Annotated in this window: 12 protein-coding genes and 1 pseudogene; 3 read left to right on the top strand and 10 right to left on the bottom strand. The window is 75.6% G+C overall.

The annotated features are described in order from the left end of the window. Nucleotides 1-103: 103 nt before the first annotated feature. The 7 genes from ABZT03_RS09910 to ABZT03_RS09880 form a co-directional block, all read right to left on the bottom strand. Nucleotides 104-1,192, bottom strand: coding sequence for a class I SAM-dependent methyltransferase (locus ABZT03_RS09910; RefSeq protein ID WP_356036061.1), 1,089 nt, complete (start codon nucleotides 1,190-1,192; stop codon nucleotides 104-106). Continuing rightward, entirely contained in the window at nucleotides 1,189-2,412 is a 1,224-nt protein-coding gene (locus ABZT03_RS09905; protein WP_356036059.1) for a glycosyltransferase, read from the bottom strand. Before ABZT03_RS09905 ends, ABZT03_RS09910 begins: the two co-directional genes overlap by 4 nt. Beyond that, entirely contained in the window at nucleotides 2,409-3,245 is an 837-nt protein-coding gene (locus ABZT03_RS09900) for an alpha/beta hydrolase (RefSeq protein WP_356036297.1), read from the bottom strand. Before ABZT03_RS09900 ends, ABZT03_RS09905 begins: the two co-directional genes overlap by 4 nt. 9 nt (nucleotides 3,246-3,254) lie before the next feature. Next, the gene (locus ABZT03_RS09895; protein ID WP_356036057.1) at nucleotides 3,255-3,593 is read right to left on the bottom strand and encodes an acyl carrier protein; all 339 of its coding nucleotides are present in this window, start codon (nucleotides 3,591-3,593) and stop codon (nucleotides 3,255-3,257) included. Next, a complete protein-coding gene (locus tag ABZT03_RS09890) occupies nucleotides 3,590-8,470 on the bottom strand; it encodes a beta-ketoacyl synthase N-terminal-like domain-containing protein (RefSeq protein WP_356036055.1) in 4,881 nt (1,626 codons plus the stop codon). The genes ABZT03_RS09895 and ABZT03_RS09890 overlap by 4 nt, the downstream gene beginning before the upstream one ends. A 1-nt stretch (nucleotide 8,471) precedes the next feature. Further along, nucleotides 8,472-15,479, bottom strand: a complete 7,008-nt coding sequence (locus ABZT03_RS09885) for an SDR family oxidoreductase (RefSeq protein WP_356036053.1) — start codon at nucleotides 15,477-15,479, stop codon at nucleotides 8,472-8,474. A gap of 467 nt (nucleotides 15,480-15,946) precedes the next feature. After that, complete coding sequence (locus ABZT03_RS09880; protein WP_356036051.1) at nucleotides 15,947-17,320, bottom strand: hypothetical protein; 1,374 nt, start codon at nucleotides 17,318-17,320, stop codon at nucleotides 15,947-15,949. 113 nt (nucleotides 17,321-17,433) lie between these two features. On the opposite strand from ABZT03_RS09880, the gene ABZT03_RS09875 reads away from it, so the two are divergent. Beyond that, nucleotides 17,434-18,654 carry a molybdopterin-dependent oxidoreductase gene (locus ABZT03_RS09875; protein ID WP_356036049.1) on the top strand — a complete coding sequence of 407 codons (1,221 nt, stop codon included), beginning with the start codon at nucleotides 17,434-17,436 and terminating at the stop codon, nucleotides 18,652-18,654. A 307-nt stretch (nucleotides 18,655-18,961) separates the two neighbouring features. On the opposite strand, the gene ABZT03_RS09870 is transcribed toward ABZT03_RS09875, so the two are convergent. From ABZT03_RS09870 to ABZT03_RS09860, 3 genes and pseudogenes are all read right to left on the bottom strand, one after another. After that, nucleotides 18,962-19,885: a class I SAM-dependent methyltransferase gene (locus tag ABZT03_RS09870; protein WP_356036047.1), complete on the bottom strand. Its 924-nt coding sequence runs from the start codon at nucleotides 19,883-19,885 to the stop codon at nucleotides 18,962-18,964. Then, a complete protein-coding gene (locus tag ABZT03_RS09865) occupies nucleotides 19,882-20,493 on the bottom strand; it encodes a DUF2064 domain-containing protein (RefSeq protein WP_356036045.1) in 612 nt (203 codons plus the stop codon). The genes ABZT03_RS09870 and ABZT03_RS09865 overlap by 4 nt, the downstream gene beginning before the upstream one ends. 542 nt (nucleotides 20,494-21,035) lie before the next feature. Further along, a pseudogene (locus ABZT03_RS09860) lies at nucleotides 21,036-21,722 on the bottom strand (glycosyltransferase family 2 protein); the annotation flags it as partial. 112 nt (nucleotides 21,723-21,834) lie between these two features. On the opposite strand from ABZT03_RS09860, the gene ABZT03_RS09855 reads away from it, so the two are divergent. Beyond that, complete coding sequence (locus tag ABZT03_RS09855) at nucleotides 21,835-22,572, top strand: response regulator transcription factor (protein ID WP_356036043.1); 738 nt, start codon at nucleotides 21,835-21,837, stop codon at nucleotides 22,570-22,572. A gap of 3 nt (nucleotides 22,573-22,575) precedes the next feature. After that, nucleotides 22,576-23,703: a HAMP domain-containing sensor histidine kinase gene (locus ABZT03_RS09850; protein WP_356036040.1), complete on the top strand. Its 1,128-nt coding sequence runs from the start codon at nucleotides 22,576-22,578 to the stop codon at nucleotides 23,701-23,703. Nucleotides 23,704-23,731 lie beyond the last annotated feature (28 nt).

The raw sequence follows: 23,731 nt of genomic DNA, 5'->3' as shown, positions 1-23,731 counted from the left end.
GCCGGGCCGGGCGAGCGGCCCTCCGCCGGGCCGGGCGAGCGGCCCTCCGCCGGGCCGGGCGAGCGGTGTCCCGCCGTCACACCCTGGTGGTCCGGGCTCCCGCTCAGTCCCGTCGCACCACCAGTCGGTAGGCGTTGGACAGCCCCAGCCGGTGTGACAGAGGCCGGACGGCGAACCGGTCCAGGAGCGTGCCGAGCAGCAGCGCCGGAACCCCGGCGATCAACGTCGCGGCCCGCAGGGTGCGGAGCAGGGCGTTCGGCCGGGCGGGCAGCCAGGGCAGGTCGTCGCGGGGCGCGGCCGCGTCGAGGGCGAGCCAGACGGCGGCCAGCAGGTCGACGGGGTCGTGCGGCTCGGCGTGCTGTTCCGCCAGGACCGTGAAGCCGAGCTCCGTCAGTCCGCGGCGCAGGTTGCCGGCCGGCACGAAGTGCAGGTGCTGCGGCTGGAGCCACGGCAGCCACCAGCGGCCGAGCAGCCGGGCGTAGCGGCTGTCGGGGTCGGGGACCTCGATCAGCAGGTGACCGCCGGGACGGATCACCCGGTGGGCCGCCTCCAGTTCACGCAGCGGCTCCGTGCTGTGCTCCAGGTAGTGGAACATGCTGACGACGTCGTAGTGCCCGGCGAGTTCCCCGGCCAGTTCGGGGAAGCTGCCGCGGTAGCCGCGCTCCACCCGCCCCGCCCGCTCGGCGAGTTCGGCGCCGTCGGTGAAGTCGAGCCCGTCGAACACCGTGCCGGGATGGACGGTGGCGGCCGACGCGCAGAAGTGCCCGTGTCCGGTGCCGACATCGAGCCAGTTCTTCGGACCGGACGCGAACGGCAGCAGTGCGGCGGCCCGTTGCTCGTACATACGGCCGCGGCTCGCGAAGGTGTTGCCGAGCTGCTTCTCGCCCAGGCCGTCGTAGAAGTCGCGGTAGTAGAACTCCAGCCCCGCCACGCTCAGTCGTGGGTTCTGGAAGGTGTGCCGGCACTCGCCGCAGCGGTCCAGGACGAAGCGGCCCGGCTTGTGCTGCAGCAGGTCCGTGGTGCGCAGGCGGGTCGTCAGCCGGTCCGAGCCGCACCAGGGGCAGGTGGTGCGGCGCGGTTCGAAGAACCGCCCGGTGCCGTCCGCGAGGTCGGCCCGGTAGCCGGGTCGCAGCGCGGCGACCCGCTCGGTACGGCCGGGGGACGCGGGCTCGTGGTCGTGCTCCTCGCTCATGGGGCCTCCTTCGTGGTCGCGCCGCCGGCCAGCAGTTCGAGCCGCGTGGCGGCGGCCCGGGTGCCGCCGGCCGCACGGAACGCCGTACGGATGCGTCCGGCCGCCGCGCGGGGGCCGGGCTCGTGCAGGACGGTGTCGATCGCCGCGCCCAGCCCGGCGGCCGTCACCCGCCCGAAGCGGACCCGGACACCCGCCCCGGCCCCGGTCACCTGTCCGGCCACCACCGGCTGGTCGTCGCGGATGGGTGCCACGACGAGGGGGACGCCGTGCCACAGGGCCTCGCAGACGGTGTTGTGCCCGGCGTGACACACCACCGCGTCCACCCTTTCCAGGAGCGGGAGCTGGGGGACAGAGGGAAGGACGAGCACGTCCTTGTCGTCGCCGGGGGCGGGATCTCCCGCCGTACGGCCGTCGGCGCCCAGGACGCCTCCCGGGTCGGCGATCACCGCCTGCACCCGGTCCGCGCGGGCGCGCAGCGCGGTCAGGCACTCGGTGAGGAAACGGGCGCCCACATCGGTGTTGGCGGTGCCGAGGGTGACCAGGACCGCCGACCGGCCGGGGTCCAGCCAGTCCCAGGGGAAGCCGGGCGGCGCGGGGCGCGGGGGGACCGCCGGGCCGACCCAGTGGATCTGCCGGCCCGTCCGGGCGCCGGGGCCCACCAGTTCCGGGGTGCTGAACGCCAGCACGAGATGCGGGGAGAACCGGGGGTCGGCGGTGCCGGACGGGTCACCGACCCGGGTGCGGAGCGTGCGCAGGAGCCCCGCCAGCCAGTCCGCGACCTTCGGCATGCCCGCCAGCACGTCGGTGAACTCCGCCGAGGTGGTGGCGGAGGTGGCCCACGGCACGCCCAGCAGTTCGGCCACCAGCCCTCCGGCCAGGGCCTGTTGGTCGGCGACGACGGCGTCCGGACGGAACTCGTCGACGGCCGTCCTGACGCCGGGGGCCATGTCCTCGGCGAGCGGGACCAGGAACCGCTCCCAGAGGAACTTCAGCGCCTCCGGGCCCCGCAGGTCCGGCGGGCGTACGCCCTCGCCCTCGCCGGGGACGGGCCCGGCGCACGGGAACACCACCGCGTCCGCGCCGGCCAGCCGCCGGACCAGTCCGGGGTCGGCGCAGGCCCACGCCGGTTCGTGGCCCCGCGCGGCCAGTTCGGCCGCGACCCCGGCCGCCGGGTTGATGTGGCCCACCAGCGGCGGGACGACGAACAGGAACCTGCTCACCGGGCGACCGCCCCCGCCCGCGCGGACCCGGAAGCCGCCGCCCCCGGGGTGCTCGCTTCCCGGATCAGCGACAGCACGTGTCCGCCGACCACCCCCGCCGCCTCGACCAGGACGGAGTGCTCGTGGCCCGGGACCACGACTGTGCGGCAGTCCGGCAACAGCGCTTCCAGCCACGGCGCCAGCAGGGCGAGGTCGGAGTCGCCGCCGTAGACGCCCAGTACCGGGCAGCGCACGGACCGGACGTGGTCCTCCGTCAGTACCCGCCCGGCCGGGATGTCCCGGGCGAGGCTGGTCTCCCGGGCGAGACGCGCCGCGCCCTTCGCCAGCCGGGCGGTGTTGTGGCCCCGGTGCGCGGTGATCCAGGCGAGGGCGTCGGCCTCGTTGTGCGCCAACTCGTGTGTCACCCGGTCGAGGATGCCGGCGAGTTTCACCGCCCAGGCCGCGGTCGCCGGCTCCGACTCGATCAGGCAGACGCTCGCCGCCCGCTCCGGTCGGCGGGCCGCGTAGCCGAAGGCGACCGTCCCGCCGTAGGAGTTGCCCACGAGGTGGACCGGGCCCCGCACCGCGAGCCGGTCGAGCAGGGCCTCCAGGTCGTCGATGCCGTCGTCGAGGGTGTAGCCGCCGGCCGGGCGGTCGCTGCGGCCGTGACCGCGCAGGTCGTACATGACCACGTCGAGGCCGGCGGCGGCGAACGGCGGGGCGATCGTGAAGTAGTAGCTGGCCAGGCTGTCGGTGAGCAGGCCGTGCACGAGCACCACGGTGGCGGTGGCCGGGCGCCCGTCGCCCGGGCCCAGCCGCTGGACATGCATCCGGAGTCGTCCGGTGTCGACCATCACCACGGCTCAGCCCGCCTCGGCTGCCTTGAGGCTCTGCACGACGTACTCGACGAGCCGGCCGACGGTGAGCTCGATGATCTCCTCGAACTCCATGCCGGCCAGGAACTCGGCGAAGTTGACCTGGCTGCCGAACCGCTCCTGCAACAGGCCCGCCAGGGTCACCAGGTCGATGCTCTCCAGCTCCAGGTCGCGGTTGAAGGTGGTCGTCATGCCGATCTCGACCAGGTCGAGGCCGTACTCGTCCTCGAGGAGCGTCGCGAGCATGCCCGCGATGTCGGCGAGGACCGCCCGCTCGGACGTGCGGTCCGTGTGGTCCGAGTGGTCTCTGTGGGGGGTGGGGTTCATCGGTCGTACGTCTCCTTCTCCAGGTCGGCCCGGCCGCCGAGGACGTCGTGCGCCGGGCCCGTCGTCCAGGCCACGACGTAGGTGCGCTCCGGCAGGTTCGGGGGATTGACGGCCCGCTCGTGGTGAACGGTGTACGCGCGCTCCAGCCGCCCGGCCACCAACAGCCGCCCGCCGCCGTCCGCTTGGAGCACCGCGAAGTCCCGCGGGCGCCCGCCGAAGCCGCTGCCCTCGGCCTTGGCGACGGCCTCCTTCGCGGCCCAGAACCGGGTGAACCACAGCGCCTCCGGCTCCCCGGTGGCCGCGCACCGCTCCCGCAGCAGGCGCAGTTCGTCCGCCGCGAGCGCGGTCGCGAGGGTCGCCGCGGGGCGCTCCACGACCTCCTCGATGTCGATGCCCGGGCCGGGACCGGGCGTGTGCGGCCGTACGATCGCCACCGCGGTCTCCGCCCGATGGGCCAGCGAGACGTCCAGGGCGGGCAGTTCCCGTCCGTGCAGCCCGGTGACGTAGGGGCGTCCGGCCTCGTCGTTGCGCACCAGGATCTCCGCCGGGAAGACCGGCCCCTCGCCGTCGTCCCAGAGCAGGTGCCGTACGGCGTCCTTGACCGCGATCCGGCCGAGCAGCCACTGCCTCCGGCCCCGCGGGGCGTGCTCGGCGTAGGCCGAACGCTCAGCACCGCTCAGCGAGTTGCGCATGATCAGGTCGCGCGAGGCGAGGTCGGGCCACCGCTCGTGCAGCAGCGACCAGCCACCCGGCCGGGCCTCGGACAGGGTGTTGCGGTCGGGGAACCGTTCGACGGGCCTGGTCTGCGGGTCGTTGTCGAAACGGCGGTCCTGCCAGCCGGTGAGCTCCGCCCACACCGCGCCCCCGACGGCGAGTTGGACGTCGGCCTCCAGAACGGTGTCGGTGAGGGAGGTGATCCGCACCAGGCACTCCACCTCGGTGCCGGGGTCCGGGTGCGGCCCGTGGAAGCGCATCTCCCGTATCTGCACCGGGAACACCACGGTCCGTTCGGTGCGGGTCGCCATGATCCAGTAGCCGAGGACCTGCCCCACGTTGTCGAGCAGCGCCCCGGGCGCGGGAGGCGTGGTGATCACCCCGCGCACGTGGTGCTCGCCGATCGCCGTGAGTTCCGTGACGCCCTGGAAGGCGGGGCCGTGGAACATCCACCGCTCCGCGTACAACTGGGCGGCGGTGTGCTCGGGGACGCGCTCGGCGGCGGGGTCGGTGACCCAGCGCGCGGGAGGCGGCACGGCGTGGTGGGCGGCGAGTTCGACCACCGCGCGGGCGCGCGGGCCGAAGGCGACCGCGAACCGTCCCGGGCCGTCGGCGCTCACGGTGACCGGCACGTCGACGGGCGGCGTCGCCGTCAGCCACTGGTCGAACCGCGCCCCGTGCACGGCGACCGCCCGCAGACCCGGTGCCGCCCGCCGGGCCGCCTCGATCATGTGGTGCACGATCGTCGTCGCCGGCACGACCGGCCAGCGATCGGCCACGTCCGGCCAGCCGGGGCGCTGCGGGAAGAAGCAGTGGTCCAGGAGATACGGCATCGAGTCGGGGGAGACGTGAACCGTGGTGCGCCAGTCCCGCCGGGGGGTGGGAGCGGGAGCCGGGGATCGCGGCGAGGAGACGCCCGCGGACGGGGGCGCGGCCGGCGGTGGGGGCGGCGGGGTGAAACGGCGGGTGCCGGTCGGGCTGGATGCGGCGGTGGCGCCCCGCGCGGGCGTCAGGGGTGCGGGCGCCGTCGGTGTGGTCTCGCGCCCGTGTGCCGCTGTGATCAGCGCGGCGGCCGTGTCGGCCGTCTCACGCAGCAGGGCGGACAGTTCGGCGGCGGCCGGGGAACCGGCGGCCAGCGCGTCCAGTGACGTCGACGCGAACGCGTCCGCCGCCACGGCGGCCCGCGGCGCCCCGGCGACCGCCTGTGGCGCCTCCACGACCGCCTGTGGCACCCCCGCGACGGCCGCGGCGCCCGCTCCGGCGCGCAGTTCGGTGCGCAGTTCCGCCAACGCCCGGGCGGGCAGGGACACGAGCGCGCCGCCCAGGTCGAGCCGTACCGGTGACCGGCCGCGCCGCCCGGCGTCCGTGCCGCGCGGCAACGCGGGCGCGACGGCGGCACCCGCGGTCCACAGGGCCGCGGCCACCCGCCGCAGCTGCGCGAGGCCGCCCCGGTGCGGCGAGTTGGCGGCCACCACCAGGTGGTCCCGGCCGTGCAGGGTGTCACCGACGAGCGAGCCGAGCTGTCCGGTGCCGACCTGCACGAACACGCGGTGGCCCGCCGCGTACAGTCCCTCCACGAGCTGCCGGAAACGGACCGGTTCCAGCAGGTGCCGGACGAACAACGCGCGGACGTCGGCGTCCCGTTCGGGGTACGGCAGCGCGGTCGTCCCCGACCACAGGGGCACCGTCGGCGGGTGCAGCCGGAAGCGGTTGGCGGCGGCCTCGATGGGCGCCAGGTAGGGCTTCAGCATCGGGGTGTGGAACCCGGAGCGGAACGGCAGGACCTGACTCAGCACTCCCTCGGCGCGGAAGGACCGTACGACCTGCCGCACGGCCGCGTCCGGCCCGCACACCATCGACTGGCCGGGCGCGTTGTCGTGCGAGAGCACCACTCCGGCCCTGGCCCAGCCGTCGTCCTCCAGCGTGGCCAGCACCCGCTCGGCGGACGCCCCGACGGCCGCGAAGGCCAGCCCCGGGACGGTCACCGTGTCGGGGTCGAACGACTCCATGAAGCCGCTCACCTCGTCCGCGGAGTACACCCCGGCCGCGGCCATCGCCGTCCACTCGCCCACGCTGTGCCCGGCGACCGCGTCCGGGACGAGCCCCATGCGGCGCAGCGCCGCGTCCAGGAGCCGGCCCACGCCGACGACCCCGAAGCCGTGCCGGCCCACGTCCCCGACGCGCGCGGCGGTGCCGGACGTCAGCGGGGGCAGGCCGAAGTGGGCGGCGACGTCGTCGACCCTGGGGTCGAAGTCGCCTTCGAGACCGGGGAAGACGAACGCCAGCTTTCCGGGGCCCTCGCCCCCGGCCTCCCCGCCGGACAGCAGCGGGGCCGGCGTGCACCAGACGTCGTTGCGGCCCGTCCAGGCACGCCCCTTGGCGACCACCCGTCGGGCCAGCGTGAGCCGCTTGGCGGTGGGGTCGACGACGGCGAGCCGGGACCGGCCGGCCGAGGGATGCGTGCCCGCGGGGTCGAGACCGGCGGCCCGTACCGCGGAGTCGTCCCCCTGAAGCAGAGCGGCGAGGCCCTCGGGGCTGTCGGCGGCGAGCATCAGGACGCGCTCGGGCTCGGTGACGGTGACGGGCGCGCGGTTCGTGGTGGCCGTGTCCGAGGAAGCGGCGGGGGCCGCGCCCTTCGCGGTGAAGGCGGTGCTGCCGGCGGGGGCGGTGGGGGTGGTGCCCGCCGGGGCGGTGGTGCCGGCGGCCGGGTTGCCGCCGTCCGCTCGGCGTGCTGCCCGTGCGCCGGGTGCCTGCTCCAGGACGACGTGGGCGTTGATCCCGCCGAAGCCGAACGCGTTGACGGCGGCCCGGCGCACCGGCTGCCCGGGTGCCTCCTCCCAGGCGGTCGCCCGGTCCAGGGGACGGAAGCGGGTGGCGGCGAGGGCGGGGTGCGGGTCGTCGCAGTGCAGCGTCGGCAGGAGCACCCCGTGGTGGACGGCGAGCGCGGCCTTGACCAGTCCCGCCACTCCGGCGGCCGGCATGGTGTGACCGATCATAGACTTCACGGACCCGATCACCGCCCGCCCACGATCCGTCCCGTCCCCGGGGCCGAACACCGTCGCCAGTGTGGCCAGTTCGGCGGCGTCACCGGCCGGAGTGGCAGTGCCGTGCGCCTCCAGCAGGCCGATCGAGCCGGGTGCCGCCGGGTCGAGGCCGGCCGCCCGCCAGGCCTGCCGTACGGCGTACGACTGGCCGGCGGAGTCGGGGTTGACGAGGGAGGCGGCGCGTCCGTCGCTGGCGACACCGGTGCCGCGGACGACGGCGTAGACCCGGTCGCCGTCGCGCTCCGCGTCGGCCAGCCGCTTGAGGACGACCACGCCCGTGCCCTCACCGATCAGGATGCCGTCGGCGTCGCGGTGGAAGGGGCGGATGCGCTGGCTGGGGGAGAGGGCGCGCAACTGGGAGAAGACGCTCCACAGGGTGATGTCGTGGCAGTGGTGCACCCCTCCGGCGAGCATCAGGTCGCAGCGCCCGGCGGCGAGTTCGGTCACCGCCTGGTCGACCGCGACCAGGGAGGAGGCGCAGGCGGCGTCCACGGTGTAGGCGGGGCCGCGCAGGTCGAGCCGGTTGGCGACGCGGGAGGCCGCGAGGTTGGGGACGAGCCCGATCGCCGACTCGGGGCTCTCGGGGCCGAGCCGCTCGGTGAACGCCGCCCGCACCCGGCCGAGTTGGGCGGACGTGAGGTCGGGCAGCAACTCGCCCAGGGTGCGCACGAGTTGTCCTGCCGTACGGACCCGCTGGTCGAGCCGTACCAGTCCGGGGGTGAGGTAGCCGCCCCGGCCGAGGACGACCCCGACGCGGTGCCGGTCGGGCAGGCGGTCGGTGCCGCCCGCGTCGGCGAGGGCGGCGGCGGCCACGTTCAGGGCGATGAGCTGGTCGGGTTCGGTGCCCGCCACCGAGCTCGGCATGATCCCGAACCGGGTGACCTCCACCTCGGCCAGGGCGTCGACGAACCCGCCGCGCCGGCAGTACACCCGGTCCGCCGCGGCCGGGCCGGTCGCGGACCCGGGGCGGTAGTAGTCGCCGTCCCAGCGCCCCTCCGGTACGTCGGTGATGGCGTCCCTGCCGTCGAGGAGGTTGCGCCAGTACGCGTCGAGGTCGGCGGCGCCCGGCAGCAGCACCGCCATCCCCACGATCGCGACCGGACTGTGACGGTCCGTCATGTCACCAGCCCGAAGCGGTGTGGACTACGGCCGTGACCGACTCCTCGCCCCAGGCGAGTTCGCGCAGCAGCGCCGCGGTGCCCTCCTCCGGGTCGATCAGCCGGATCCCGCGCCGCGCGTACTCGCGCCCCAGCTCGGGGCTCACCATGCCGGTGTGCGTGCCGGTGGGCGCCCACGGTCCCCAGTGCACGGTCAGCACGCGGCGGCCGGTGCGGGCCCGCCAGGCCGAACCGAGGCTCTGCAGCGCGTCGTTGGCGGCGGCGTAGTCCACCTGTCCGCGGTTGCCGAGCACGGCGGAGACGCTGCCGAACAGCACGGTGAACGCGGGCCCGCTCGGCAGGTCCTCCAGCGCCGTCAGCAGGGCGTGGGCGCCGTCGGTCTTGGTGCCGTAGACCCGCTGGAAGGACTCGGCGGTCTTCTCGGCGATCAGCCGGTCCTCGATGACCCCGGCCGCGTGGACGACGCCGTCGAGACGGCCGTGCTCGGCGTGGATCTCCTTCACCGCCTGGAGCACCGCGTCGCCCTCGCGGACGTCGACCTGGTGGTAGCGGGCCGGGCTGCCGAGCGCCGCGAGTTCGCCCAAGGTGGCGGTGATCTCCCGCTGGGCCAGCAGGAGTTCGGCGGCGCGGTTGAGTTCCGCGGGAGTGCTGCCGTCCGCGCGGGCGGCGAGTGCCGCCCGGAGTGCGGCCGGGGTGTACGCGGCGGCGGTCGCCGGGTCCTCGGGGCCGGCCGGCGCGGGTGTCCGGCCGAGCAGTTCGAGACGGCACCGGGACGCGGAGGCGAGCGCGAGGGCGACCTGTGCGGTGATGCCCCGGGCGCCGCCGACCAGCAGCACCACGGAGTCCCGGTCGAGCCCGATGGCGGCGGCCTCGGCGGCTCCGGCGCCGGCCGGTCCCGCACCGCCGGTGGCGAGGGCGCCGAGCGGCGTTTCGACCAGTTCGAGGCCGTGCCGACCGGTGGCGGTGCGCACCACGACCGGTACGGCCTCCGCCGCCTCGGGGGCGAGCAGTTCGGCGAGCAGCGCGTCGGCCACGGCGGCGGGCGCGGTGTCCGCCAGGTCGACGACCCGTGCGACGGTCCCGGGGTACTCGCGGGCGACGGTGCGGAACAGGCCGTGCAGGCCCGCCGGGTTGGCGTCCGCCGGCTGGGCGGCGAGCAGCCGGCGCGGGCCGCGCCGCAGGGCGGCCTGGAACACGGGGAACGCGTCGGGCAGCACGGGCGGGCCGGCGGTGAGGGACTCCAGGTGCAGCACCCCGTCCACCCGGCCGTCCGCCTCGGTGAGCAGGTGACCGGCCGGCCGGGACAAGGGCTCGGCGCCGTACGACGTCAGCCGGGCCGCGACGGCCTCCGCGTGTGCGCCGCCACCCAGCAGGACGAACCGGCCACCGGTCAGGACAGCCGGGTTGGCCGGGCCGTCCGCGTCCTGGTGCGCCAGGAGCACCGGCCGGAGCAGGAGCCGTTTCGGCGCCTCACCGGTGACGGCGGCGGGCAGCGGCCGCTCCGACTCCGCCGCGGCCAGGCCCGGTTCGGGCGCGACCGGTGACGCGGGCGGTGCCGTCCGTTCCTCCGGGGGGCTGAGGCGGGCCGCGAGCCAGCCGGTCACCGACGCGGCCGTACGCGCCTTCGCCAGCTCCTCCAGCTCCGCGTCGTCGAGCGCGGCGGCGTCCGCATCGCCCCCGGTGCCCAGGCGCCTGGCCAGCTCACCGGCGATCTCGGCCCGCTTGATGGAGTCGATGCTGAGGTCGGCCTCCAGATCGAGGTCCGGTTCGATCATGTCGACGGGGTAGCCGGTGCGCTCGCTGATGATCTCCAGCACCACCTGGAGCACGTCCGCCTCCGTCACCACCGCGGGCGGCGACTCGGTCTCGGCGGGCACTGGTTGGGCGGCCACGGGTTCCACGACCGGCACGGGCTGCGGGACCTGGGGGAGGGCGGCGACCGGGGCGGAGACCGGCTCGGGGGCCGGTGTCCGCGCCTGTGGCGACGAGCCGAAGTAGGTCAGCAGCACGTCGCGCTGGGCGGCCACCATCTCCCGGCTGGTGCGCAGGAACTCGGCGATCAGCGCGTCCTGGCCGGTTGGGACGCCGTCGGGGTGGTTCGTCGTCACAGTCGTCTCCACAACGCGTCGGGCCGGTGCGAGGGCACCGGGGAGGAGGGCTCCGGCGGCGGTACGGACCAGCTGCCCGTCGACCGTCCAGCCGGGCCGTGCGGGCGCGGGGGCCTTGCTCGCGTCGACGGCGTCGCGGCCCTGGAACAGCCGGCCGGTGCGCACCGGGAGCCCCGCGACGGCCAGTTGGGCGAGGGCGTCGAGCCAGCCGCGCAGACCGCTGTCGGGACGCGGCTCGCACGCGACGGCGCGGTGCGGGCGGTCGCCCAGGATCTGCCCGACCAGCCGGGTGAGCACGGAACCGGGCCCGGCCTCGACGAAGATCCTCGCCCCGGCCTCGTACATCGCCTCGATCTGCGCGACGAAGCGGACCGGCGCGCCGATCTGCGCGGCGAGCTCCGCGCGGACCGCGTCGGCGTCCTCGCCGTAGGGGGCGGCGGTGCGGTTGGACCACACGGGGAACTCGGGTGCCCGCACGGGACGGCCGCGCAGGGCCCCGGCGAAGCGGTCGGCGCCGCCGGCCACCAGCGGGCTGTGGAAGGCGCAGGCCACGGGGATGCGCCGGGCCCCCATCCCGGCCTCGCGCAGCAGCCGGACGGTGGTCTCGACCGCCTCGGTCGGGCCGGAGACGACCGTCTGGCGGGGCGAGTTGTGGTTGGCGACGACGACGGACCCGGGGGCGTCCGCCGCGCGCAGGGCCCCGGCGAGGTCCTCGGCGCCGGCCGCCACCGCCGCCATCGCGCCGGGGTCGCCTCCGCCGGTGGCCGCGAGGATCGCCGAGGCCCGCTCGGCACTCAGCTCCAGCAGGTCCCGCGGCCCGATGGCGCCGGCCGCGCACAGGGCGACGAGTTCGCCGTAACTGTGTCCGGCCGCCATGTCGGGCCGCACCCCCGCCTCGGTGAGCAGGGCGTGCGCGGCGAGCCCGGCGATGCCCAGGGCCGGCTGGGCCACCCGGGTGTCGGTGAGAGCGGCCGACTGGCGCTCCCGCCCGGTCTCGTCGAAGGCCGCCGGCGGATACAGCACCCCGGCGTGCGCCCGGCCCAGCAGCAGGTAGTGCTGCAACTCGGGAAACGCCACGAACACGTCGGCGAGCATCCCGGGCCGCTGACTCCCCTGCCCGGGGAAAAGGAAGGCGACCTTGCCGGTCCCGGCGGAGCGGGGGACCCCGTCGGCCGCGGCGGCGGGTTCCGCCCGGTCCGCGTCGGGCTCCCGTGCCCGGGCCGGTTCGTCGGCCGACAGGTGGACGCCCGCTCGCGGGTCGTGTTCGCCGGCGAGCGCGCGGCGCAGGTGGGCGGCCAGTTCGGGGACGGTCGTGGCGACGACGGCGATGCGGACCGGCTCGTGCCGGGTGTCCGCGCGGCGGGAGGCGGCGAGCGCGAGGTCACGCAGGCGCCAAGGCAGGTCGCCCGCCTCGACCGCCTCCGCCGTCCGCAGGAGTTCCCCGGCGGCCCGTCCGGCCGCCGCACGGTCCACGCCCCGGAAGGTGAACAGTTCGGCGGGCCAGGCGTCCAGGCCCTGGGCCGGCGGCACGGCGTCCGCGTGGGCACCCACCACGAGGTGGAAGTTGGTGCCGCCGAAGCCGAACGCGCTGACCCCGGCGATGCGTTCGCCGGCCGGTGCCGCCCAGGGCAGTGCCCGCCGGTGGAAGACGAACGGGCTGCCGCCCTCCTCCCAGGCAGCGTTGGGCCGCTCCACGTGCAGCGTGGGCGGCTTCACGCCGGTGTGGAGGGACAGCACGGTCTTGATCAGGCCGGCCAGGCCGGCGGCGCACTTGGTGTGCCCGATCTGCGACTTCACCGACCCGAGGGCGCACCCGCCCGCCGTGGCGCCGGCCTCGGTGAACACCTCGCTCAGGACGGTGAGTTCGGTGCGGTCGCCGACCACCGTGCCGGTGCCGTGCGCCTCCACCAGGCCGACCTCGGCGGGGGAGACGCCCGCGTTGCGGTACGCCCGGGTGAGCGCGGCCCGCTGTCCCTCGGTGCGGGGCGCCGTCAGGCCCAGCGAGCGGCCGTCGCTGGAGCTGCCGACGCCCCTGATCACGCCGTAGATCCGGTCGCCGTCGCGTTCGGCGTCCGCGAGCCGTTTCAGGACGACGCAGGCGACGCCCTCACCGAGGGCGATGCCGTCGGCGGAGCTGTCGAAGGCGCGGGACCGGCCGGTGGGGGAGAGGGCGTGGACGGAGGAGAAGAGGACGTAGTCGTTGATGCCGTTGTGCAGGTCGGCGCCCCCGCAGAGCACGAGGTCACTGGTGCCGCCTACGAGTTCCTTGCAGGCCACGTCGACGGCGGCGAGCGAGGACGCGCAGGCCGCGTCGACGGTGTAGTTGGCGCCGCCGAGGTCCAGGCGGTTGGCGATCCGGCCCGAGACGACGTTGGCGAGCATGCCGGGGAAGGAGTCCTCGGTCAGCCGCGGGAGCTGCTCGGCCACGCCCTCGGGGACGGTGCCGAAGTACGAGGGCAGTACGGCCCGCAGGGTGGTGGCGTTGGACAGGTCGCTGCCCGCCTCCGCCCCGAACACCACGGAGGCGCGGGCCCGGTCGAACTCCCGTCCCCGCTCGCCGTATCCGGCGTCGTCGAGGGCCCGCCGGGCGGCTTCGAGAGCCAGCAGCTGGACGGGCTCGATGCTGCCGAGTGAGGTGGGCGGGATGCCGTAGCGCAGCGGGTCGAAGGGGATGCGCGGCAGGAAGCCGCCCCACTTCGACGGGGTGGCGCCCGGGGTGTCCGCGGACGGCGGGGCGTAGTGCACGGCCGGGTCCCAGCGGTCCGGCGGGACCTCGCCGACGGCGTCGTGGCCACCGAGGACGTTCGCCCAGAACGCGGCGAGGTCGGGGGCGTCGGGGAACATGCAGGCCATGCCGATCACGGCGACGTCGAGCGGTGCGGGAGCCTCCTGGGCCGGGGCCTCGCCGCCGCCCAGACGTGGGCGCAGGACGGCGGACCGCCCGGTGAGGAAGGTGGCGGCGGCCTCGGTCACCGAGCGGTGCAGGGCGTCGATCGTGGTGGTCGCCGAACGCAGCACCGACACCTCGCCGGCCATGAACATGCCCTCGGCGAGCCCGCGTTCGGCGTCGACCGGGATGAGCGCGCCGGTGGCGTCCCGTTCGACGCCCTTGCTGGCGATCCGCAGCCGGCCCACGTTGAGCCGCTCCAGTTCCTCCCAGATCCGCCGGTCGGGGACGCCCCGGTCCCGCAACCCGGCCTCGAACTGCCGGTATCCGTCGCTGAAGGGGCTCGGGACGCAGCGGGTGGCGTGTCCGGGGGCCGTCTCCAGCAGGGTGGTCCGGGTCGCCCGCACGACCTGTTCCTGGAACAGGGGCCGGATCGCCCCGGAGGTGACGGCTTCCTCCGTGAACAGGTAGGCGGTGCCCATCAGGACGCCGACGGCGGCACCGCGCGCGGTGAGCGGAGCGGCGAGCGCGGCGACCATCGCGGCCGACCGCTCGTCGTGCACACCGCCCGCGAAGAACACCTCGACCCGCGCCGCCACCTCGGGCCCGACGCTGTCCAAGTAGTCGTCCAGCACCCCGAGTTGCGCCTCCCACAGCGGGAAGCTGCCGCGCGGTCCGACATGCCCGCCGCACTCGGAGCCCTCGAAGACGAACCGGCGCGCGCCCGACTCCAGGAACTGCCGCAGCAGACCGGGCGAGGGCACGTGCAGGAAGGTGCTGATGCCGGCCCGTTCCAGCGCCTCGGCCTGGGAGGGCCGTCCGCCCGCGATGATCGCGTGGCTCGGCCGCAGCTCCCGTACGGCTTCGAGCTGGGCGTTCCTGGTCTCCTCGGGCGCGAAACCGAGGACTCCCACCCCCCAGGGCCGCCCCGCCACGGCGTCCCGCGTCCGTGCCAGCACCTCGCGTGACTGTTCGCCGCCGGAGAGGGCCAGCGCGACGAACGGCAGCGCGCCGCCCCCGGCGACGGCGGCGGCGAACCGCGCTTGATCGCTCACCCTGGTCATCGGCCCCTGCGCGACGGGCAGTTCGGTACCGAGCGCCCTGCTCATCGGCGAACCGGGGCGCAGCGCGCCGGCCGGCCCCTCGTCCCGTACCGCGTCCCGGACGGCGGCCGTCAGGGCGCGGACCACCCCGGCCGCGTCCTTCCAGTGCTCGGCGAACCGGGCGGCGAGGAAGCCGTCCTCGCCCACCGGGAGCAACTGGGTACGCGGATCGCGCGCGCCGAGCAGCCGCGCCACCGCCGCCGGGTCGTCGGCCGCGGCAGCGGGGGCGTCCGGGCCGCGGCGGCGCAGGACGCGGTGACCTGCGACGACCGTGGTCTCGGAGCCGTCCATGGACCGCAGCGCGGCGGCCGCCGCCTCCGCGAGCCCCGACTCGGCGAGCAGTGCGAGCTGGCTGTCGATCACGACCCCGGCCGCGCCGCCGGCCAGGGCGGCCGCCGCCGTCCGTGGCCCGACACCACCGCAGGCCCAGACCGGGAGGGTGACGCCGTCCTCGGCGAGGAGGTGCTGCAGCAGGACGAAGGTGCTCAGTTCACCGACCCGGCCGCCGCTCTCCCGGCCCCGGGCGATCAGCCCGTGCGCGCCGGAGCGGACCGCGGCCAGGGCCTCGTCCAGTGCGGTGACCTCGACCAACACCCGTGAACCAGAGGGAACGTGGGAGATCGACCAGGGCGAGTCGGCACCGAGGACCACGGTGTGGGGGCCGCCGCCGGCCGGTGTCCCCGGCAGGTCCGCGGGCTCCAGCAGGCAGTCGCCCGCGATCCGCACCCCGAACGGGCCGGGTGCCCAGCGTCCGAGGCGGGCCAGCGCCTCCCTGGATCTTCGGTCGCCGGTTCCGAGGTCGAGCACCCCGAGTCCGCCGGCCCGGCTGACGGCGGCGGCGAGCCTGGCGTCCGGTTCGCGAAAAGGGGTGATTCCAATGATCAGGTCTTCGGCGCGCACAGCAGACGTCATGATTCTCCGCATAAACGGTGAGACTGCATGGTGGGGGTTACGGCCTGCAGAAGACGAATTGGCTCGCACGGCGCGTCTTTTCCGTGGCGCGCCACGAGAAACTCGCGTGAAAAGGTGCTTGAAAGCTAGACCCGTAGTTACCCGTGGGTCAACAGTGCCTTCCCGGTGCGTTGGGTGACCGAATCGATCCGGCCAGTGCGGACCGGTTGTCACAAACGGCGAGAAATACTGCCAATCTCCTTCAGAGGCTCCGTCGGGCGGACCACAGCGTCGTAAGCCCATCAAAGCCACCGGCCTATTCACTCCCGGCTCACACCCCGGAAACGTGAACGGTGCGCGAAGTGGGCCCGGTGAACTCCCCGTGTCCACGGAAGTGAACGAAGAATCCGACTTGGTGCCATTCGACCCGCAGTGGCAATGCGGCCCGATCACGGACGGAATTCAGACTTCCGCCGGCCCCGCCGCCGTCACCATCCCGTGCGCAGCACATGGTTGACGAGCAGGGCGAGGACCGCCTGCGCGAGGAGCCAGGCCCGGGGCCGGGTCAGGAACGCGCAGGCCGGCAGCAGCCACATCGCGAACGGCAGCCAGATGCGTTCCGTCTCCGCCTTGCTCATGCCCGACAGATCGGCGGCCAGCAGCGCGACCAGGGCGGCCCCCACCAGCAGGGCGAGCCGGAACTCCGGCCGCCCACCGCGCGGGCCGGCGAGGGCGGGCCCACCGCGCGGGCCGGCGAAATCGCGCCCGCCGCGCGCGCCGGCGAGGGCGATGCCGGTCCGGCGCAGTCCCGCCGCCGTCGCCGGTCCCGTGATCACGGCCGCGCAGGCCAGGTTCGCCCACACCCAGTAGCCGTACGGCCGGACGCCGCCCGCCCCCTGGTGGTAGCGGCGGACCAGCAGGCGGTACGCCTCCCACCAGTCGAAGCCCACCAGCGTGAACGCGGCCGGCACCACGACGCAGCCGGCGGCCGCGAACAGCAGGGGCCGGGTGCGGTGGGTGCCGAGGACGAGCACGGCGGCGGCGATCACGGCGATGAGGGTGAGGCCGTAGGAGAGGTACGCCGTCAGGCCCAGGAGGAGACCGGAGGCGGCGCCGGTCAGGGCGGGGCGGTGGCCGGTCACCGCGAGGGCGAGGAGGGCCAGCGCCCAGGCGGCGACCGCCGCGAAGTAGCCGTCGGCGGACGTGCCGACCCACACCGCGGCCGGCGCCAGGACCAGGAACGGCGCCGCGCGGCGGGCGAGCGCCTCCCCGGCGAGGGCCCGCAGGGCGACGAGGACCGCGACCGCCGCGGTCGTGCCGGCCGTGATGCACCAGGTGCCCGCCCAGCCCCCGCCGCCCAGGCCGATCCGGTCGAGCAGGACGAAGGTGAGCGTCGCGCCCGGCGGATGCCCGGCGACATGCGCGGGCCAGTTGTCCGGGGAGTCGATGAGGATGTGCCCGGTGAAGTCCCGCAGCGTGGCCGGGATGTCCCGGAACCGGCCGACGACCGGGAGGTACTCGCTCCGGGTCGTCAGCTGCTCGGCGATGCCCCGGTACCAGCCGTCGACCAGGGCCAGCGACCACGTCCAGGCCAGGCCGGCCGCCCAGCCGGCGAGCAGCAGGCGGCGCCAGGACAGCCGGGCGGCCAGCGACGGGCCGTACGCCACGACCGCCGCCGCGACGGCGATCGCGGCCGGGGTGCCGGGGCCGACGTGCGGGTCCCAGTCCGCGAGCAGCGGCGGCCAGTTGACCCGCAGGCTGCCGTCCCGGTGCTGGACGGCGCCACCGACGACGGCGGCCGTCACGACGAGCAGGGCGGCGGCCACCGCCGCGTACAGGTCACGCAGGAGATCGCGGTTCACGCCCGAACGCTAGGCCGCGGGGCCTGCACCGGACGGCTGACAGGCGCGGACGTCAGAGTTTCGTCATGGTTCGCGGCCCCTTTCAGGGGGTGGCGCGGGCCTACGGTCGGGGCATGCGACGCTCTCCCACATCGCCCGCGTTCTGGCGCAGTCCACTGCGCGGCCCCTGGTTCACCTCGGTGCTCGGGGTGGTGCTGCTCGGCGGGATCACGGTGCTCTTCGTGACGGGGCTGCTCTCGTACGCCGCCTACAACCCGGGCCTGTCGCCGGTCAACGACAAGACCCCCGACAAGGGCGTCCTCGGCTTCTACCTCTTCGCCTGGCCGACCCACCCGGTATGGCTGTACCGGCTCACCCAGGGCGTGCACGTCACCCTCGGGCTCACCCTGATCCCCGTCCTGCTGGCCAAGCTGTGGTCCGTGGTGCCGCGGCTGTTCGCGCTGCCCCCGGCCCGGTCCCTCGCCCACGCCCTGGAGCGGGTCTCCCTGCTCCTGCTGGTCGGGGGCGGCCTGTTCGAGTTCGTCACCGGCGTGCTCAACGTCCAGCTCGACTACGTCTTCCCCGGCTCCTTCTACCCGCTGCACTTCTACGGCGCCTGGGTGTTCTTCGCCGCGTTCCTCGCGCACGCCGTGCTGAAGCTGCCCCTGGCGCTGCGCAACCTGCGCCGACTGCACGAGGAGGACAGCGAGTTGGTGTCCCCCGAGCCGGCCGCGCCGACCGTGTCCCGGCGTGGCGCGCTCTGGCTGGTCGGCGGCGGCTCCCTGCTGCTGTTCGCCACGTCCGTCGGACGCGGCTTCGACGGGCCGCTGCGGAGGACCGCCGTCCTCGCCCCGCACGGCGGCTCCGAGCCGGGCGGCGGACCGGGCGGCTTCCAGATCAACAAGACGGCCGCGTACGCGGGGATCCGCGCGGCGGAGACGAGCGAGGACGCCTGGCGGCTGGTGCTGACCGGCCGCACCGGCACGGTCCGGCTGAGCCGGGCGGACCTGCTGCGCCTGCCCCTGCACAGCTCGGCGTTGCCCATCGCCTGCGTCGAGGGCTGGTCGACCTCCGACCAGTGGTGGCGCGGCGTACGGCTACGGGACCTGGCGGCCCTCGTCGGGTACGACGATCCGCCGGACGTCCTCGTGGAGTCCCTGCAACGGCACGGCGCCTTCCGCCACGCCGCCCTGCGCGCCAACCAGACCGGTGACCCGCGCTCCCTGCTCGCCCTGTTCGTCAACGGCGAGGACCTGACCCCCGACCACGGCCACCCGGCGCGGATCATCGTGCCCGCGGCACCCGGTGTGCTCAACACCAAGTGGGTGGCCCGGATGACGTTCGGAGACCTGTGATGCGCAAGCCGTTTCCGGTCGGCAGCCCGTTCCAACTGCTGCTGCTGGCCTGCTCGTTCGCGCTCGCCGGCTATGCGGGCGTACGGCTGCTCGCGGGGGACTGGTTCGGGGTCGCGCTGTGGGTCGTGGGGGCGGCTCTGCTCCACGACCTGGTGTTGCTGCCGCTGTACGCGGTGGCCGACCGCGCGCTCGTCCGGGCGGCGGGCCGCCGCCCGGAGGTCGTGATGTACGTCCGGGTGCCCGCCGCCCTGTCCGGGCTGCTCCTGCTGGTGTGGTTCCCGCTGATCAGCGGGCAGGTGTCGAAGCGCTACGCCTCGGCCACCGCGCTGTCCGCGACCGGCTTCACCGCCCGCTGGCTGCTGCTGACGGCCGCGCTGTTCGGTGGCTCGGCGCTGCTGTTCCTGCTGCGGTCGCGGCCCCGGTTGCGCAGGGCGGCGAAGCAGCGGCCCCCGGCCGTCCACTGATCGACGGCACGCCAGCCCGCGCGGTCCGCGTGCCGCAGCAGGGCCGGCGTGCCGAGCCGGGCCCACGGGAAGGGGGTGCTCGCGGCCCCCCGGGCGTCGGTGACATGGACCACGACGCGTTCGTCGAGGTCCGGCACCGGCACCGTCTCCACGATCAACAGGCCCTCGGCCACGAGGAGTTGGGACATGCGGGCGAGCAGGGCCCGAGGGTCGCCGCCGATGCCGACATTGCCGTCGACCAGCAGGGCGGTGCCCCAGCGGCCCTCGCCCGGGAGCGGCTCGAAGACAGAGCGCCGCAGCGCCTGTCCGCCCGAGCGGACCGTGCGCGCGACGGCCGCCTCGCTGACGTCGATGCCCAGCGCCCGGCGGCCCCCGGTGCCGAGGGCGGCGACCAGGCGGCCCGGCCCGCAGCCCACGTCGAGGACGGTGCCCTCGCAGCGGCGCAGCACCTCCAGGTCGGCCGTGTCGGCGGCCGCGCACCAGCGCTCCACCTCCAGGGGCAGCAGCCAGCCGTCGGCCCGGCTGAGGAACAGCGGGCCCCGGCCGGCCCGCAGGGCGTCGGAGTAGGGATCGGCCGACCAGGAACGCTCCCCGGCGCGCGACGACTGCCGCACGAGGTGCGCGGCGACGGCCGGCACGGTGCCGGTCGCCGTCACCGTCGCCGCGGTCTGCGGTCCCGGCACTGTCGCCGCCGTCGTCGTTGCCGGGGGGCCCGCCTGCGGGGTCCGTGCGGTGCGCGCCGGGCGGGTCGCCCGTGCCGTGGTCATCGGTCACCCGCCGCGCCGAGCCGGGCCAGCTCGGCCGCGAACCGTCCGCCGGGCGCCTCCTTGGCGACCAGGTCGGCGTCGTACGCCGTGTCCACGTCCCGCAGCCGCGGCAGGTCCCGCACCCGCAGGCCCGCGAGCCGGGCGCGCTGCGCGGCACCCGTGCCGGGCGTCGACATCGGGACCCCGCGCAGCAGCGCGGGGTCCGGTTCCGCCAGGCCCAGCGCCCAGAAGCCGCCGTCCTCGGCGGGGCCGAAGTACGCGTCGCAGTCCGCGAAGTCGACGGTCAGCAGTTCCGGCGTCACCTGCGGGGTGTCCATGCCGATGAGCAGCGCCGGGCCGGTACAGCCCGCGAAGGCCGACGCCAGCCGCTCGTCCAGACCGCCCGCGCACTGCCGTACGACCTCGAACCCGGTCGGCAGCCAGGGGCCGGGCTCGCCCTCCAGGACCAGGATCCGGCGCCGCGCGGGCGTCCGCGCCACGACGTCCAGGGTGTCGGCGAGGGCGGCCGCGGCGAGCCCGGCCGCCTCCCGCGGACTGAACGGCGGCGTCAGCCGGGTCTTCACCCGCCCCGGTCGCGGCTCCTTGGCGATGACGAGGAGCGTGGTCACCGGCGGGTTCCTTCCTGAAGGGCGAGGGATGCGTGAACGGCCGGACGGCCGGCGGCGGGGAGTTTCCCGGGGCCGCCGGGCGACTCGGTGCCGACGGAGTCCGGCCCACCGTGGCCGGCGGGCCCGTCGCCGCCGGCGACGGGCGGTTCGGCGCTGTGGGGCAGTCCCCCGCGGGCGGCGGCCGGACCGCGACCGGCGGCGGACTCCTCGACGCCGGTGGTGGTCCGGCCACCGGAGCCGGCGAGGGGCCGGCCGCTGTCGGGCCGCCCCGTGCCGGGGGAGGGCGGGCCGTCGCCGTCGCCGGCGGCGGCACCGGAGCCGGTGAGCGCTTCGGCGACGAGGGGCCGGCCCCTGCCACCGGAGGCCGGGCCGTGACCGGCCGTGGGTTCCTCGGTGCCGGTGCCGGTGCCGGTGCCGGTGCCGGTGGCGGTGCCGGTACGGGTGGCAGTGGCGGTGCGGGTGCCCGTGCCGGTACGGATGGCGGTCGCGGTGGCGGTCGGGTCGTTCGCGCCGGGCGGGTTGCCGGGCGTGGGTTCCTCGGCCAGTACGCGGCTCATGTCCCGTACCGCCTGCCAGGTGCCGCGCCAGGTCCCCGTCACCTTGGACGTACCGGTGCGCGGGCGGTACGGGACGTCGTACTCGGCGATGCGCCAGCCCGCGTCGGCGGCGCGCACCACCATCTGGAGCGGATAGCCGCTGCGCCGGTCGGTCAGTCCGAGGGACAGCAGCGGCTCCCGGCGGGCGGCGCGCAGCGGGCCGAGGTCGCGCAGGCGCAGTCCGGTGCGGCGGCGCAGGAGCCGGGAGAGGGCGAGGTTGCCGGCCCGGGCGTGCGCGGGCCAGGCGCCCGCGCCCTGCGGGCGGCGCCGGCCGAGCACCAGGTCCGCCTCACCGGCCCGGATCCGGCGGACGAACGCCACCAGGTCGGCCGGATCGAGGGAGGCGTCGCAGTCGCAGAAGCAGACGATGTCGGCCGTGGCGGCGGTCAGACCGGCATGGCAGGCGGCGCCGAAGCCGCGCCGTTCCTCCCGTACGACCGTCGCGCCGAGGTCGCTCGCGACGCGGGCCGAGCCGTCCGTGGAGCCGTTGTCCACGACGAGCGCGCGCCAGCCGGGCGGGATGCGCTCCAGCACCCGGGGCAGGGCCTCGGCCTCGTCGAGACAGGGGAGCACGACGTCGACGGACGCCGTCTCGAAGGCCGTCGGGGAATCCGTGGGGAAAGAGGTCGTCACGGCATTCACCCTACGAGCGCGAAACGGGCATACCGGACTTCAGCTCCTTACGAAACCAGGACGTCGGCCGCCGTGGGCGGCGTGAGCGGTTCCGTGGTGCGAGGCTGGCGGCATGGAGCAGCAGCCTTACGCACCCGGCGGCGCCCGGGTCCTCGTCGTCGACGACGACCCGACCGTGGCCGAGGTCGTCTCCGGGTACCTCGACCGGGCCGGATACGTGGTGGACCGGGCCGGTGACGGACCCGACGCGCTCGCCCGGGCGGCCGCGCACTGGCCCGACCTGGTCGTGCTGGACCTGATGCTGCCCGGCATGGACGGCCTGGAGGTCTGCCGGCGCATGCGCGGCCACGGGCCCGTGCCGGTCATCATGCTCACCGCGCGCGGCGACGAGGACGACCGCATCCTCGGCCTCGAGGTGGGCGCCGACGACTACGTCACCAAGCCCTTCAGCCCCCGCGAACTCGTCCTGCGCGTCGAGTCGGTGCTGCGCCGCAGCCGGCCGGCGCGGGCGGCGGGCCGCGCGGCGCAACCGCCGGCGCTGCTGCGCGCCGCCGGGCTGGCGCTGGATCCCGCGGCCCGGCGAGCCGTCAAGGGCGAGACCGAACTCGCCCTCACCATCCGCGAGTTCGACCTCCTCGCTTTCTTCCTGCGGCATCCCGGGCGGGTCTTCAGCCGGGAGGACCTCATGCGGGAGGTGTGGGGCTGGGACTTCGGCGACCTGTCGACCGTCACCGTCCATGTCCGCCGGCTGCGCGGCAAGGTCGAGGACGACCCGGCGCGCCCGCGCCTGGTCCAGACGGTGTGGGGTGTCGGCTACCGCTTCGACGCCGGCCGCGACCAGGAGGCGTAGACGGTGAACGACACCCTGCTCATCGCCGTCTACGCCTTCCTCGGCGCCGCCGCGGCCGGCCTGCTGGGGGCGTGCGTGCTGATGCTGATCCGGCGGCGCTCGCTGATCGCGCACCTCACGGTGGTCGCCGCCGTCGCCGTCACCGCCATGCTCGCCGGGACGCTGGTGGTCGCGGACGCCATGTTCCTGTCCGCGCACGACCTGAAGGTCGTCACCACGGTCGTCGCGATGGCCGCCGTGGTCTCCCTGGCCAGCGCGTTGCTGCTCGGCCGCTGGGTCGTCGGCCGCAGCCGCGCCCTCGCGCTCGCCGCCCGTTCCTTCGGCGACGGCGGCGACTTCACCTCGCCCGTGGGTCCCGCGACCGCGGAACTCGACGCGCTGAGCCGGGAGTTGGAGGCGACCAGCGCCAAGCTCGCCGCCTCCCGGCAACGGGAGCGCGCCCTGGAGTCCTCACGGCGTGAACTCGTCGCCTGGATCTCGCACGACCTGCGCACGCCGCTGGCCGGGCTGCGCGCGATGTCCGAGGCGCTGGAGGACGGCGTCGCCAGCGACCCCGGCCGCTACCTGCGGCAGATCCGCACCGAGGTCGAACGCCTCAACGGCATGGTCGGCGACCTCTTCGAACTGTCCCGCATCCACGCGGGCAGCCTCACCCTCACCCTGTCCCGGATGTCGTCCTACGACCTCGTCGGCGACGCCCTCTCGGGGGCGGACGCGCTCGCCCGCCAGAACGGGGTACGGCTGGTCGGGGCACGCGTCGAACCGGTGCCGGTCGAGGTGGACGGCCGGGAGATGAGCCGCGTCCTCGGCAACCTCCTCGTCAACGCCATCCGCCGCACCCCGGCCGACGGCACGGTCGCGATCGCCGCCGAGCGCTCGCCCGAGGGCGTGGTCCTGTCCGTGACGGACGGCTGCGGCGGCATCCCCGAGGAGGACCTGCCCCGCGTCTTCGACACCGGCTGGCGCGGCACCCACGCCCGGACCCCGCCGGCCGGCGCGGGACTCGGCCTCGCCATCGTCCGCGGCATCGTCGAGGCCCACCAGGGCCGCGCCACCGTACGCAACGTCCTGGGCGGCTGCCGCTTCGAGGTGACCCTCCCGACCCCCAGCCCGTCGACCCCGGCCGGTTGACACCCACCGCCCCGACGGCCCGGGCGCC

Source organism: Streptomyces sp. NPDC005574, assembly GCF_040605435.1.
Classification (GTDB): domain Bacteria; phylum Actinomycetota; class Actinomycetes; order Streptomycetales; family Streptomycetaceae; genus Streptomyces.
This window is presented reverse-complemented; position numbering and strand designations above follow the sequence as displayed.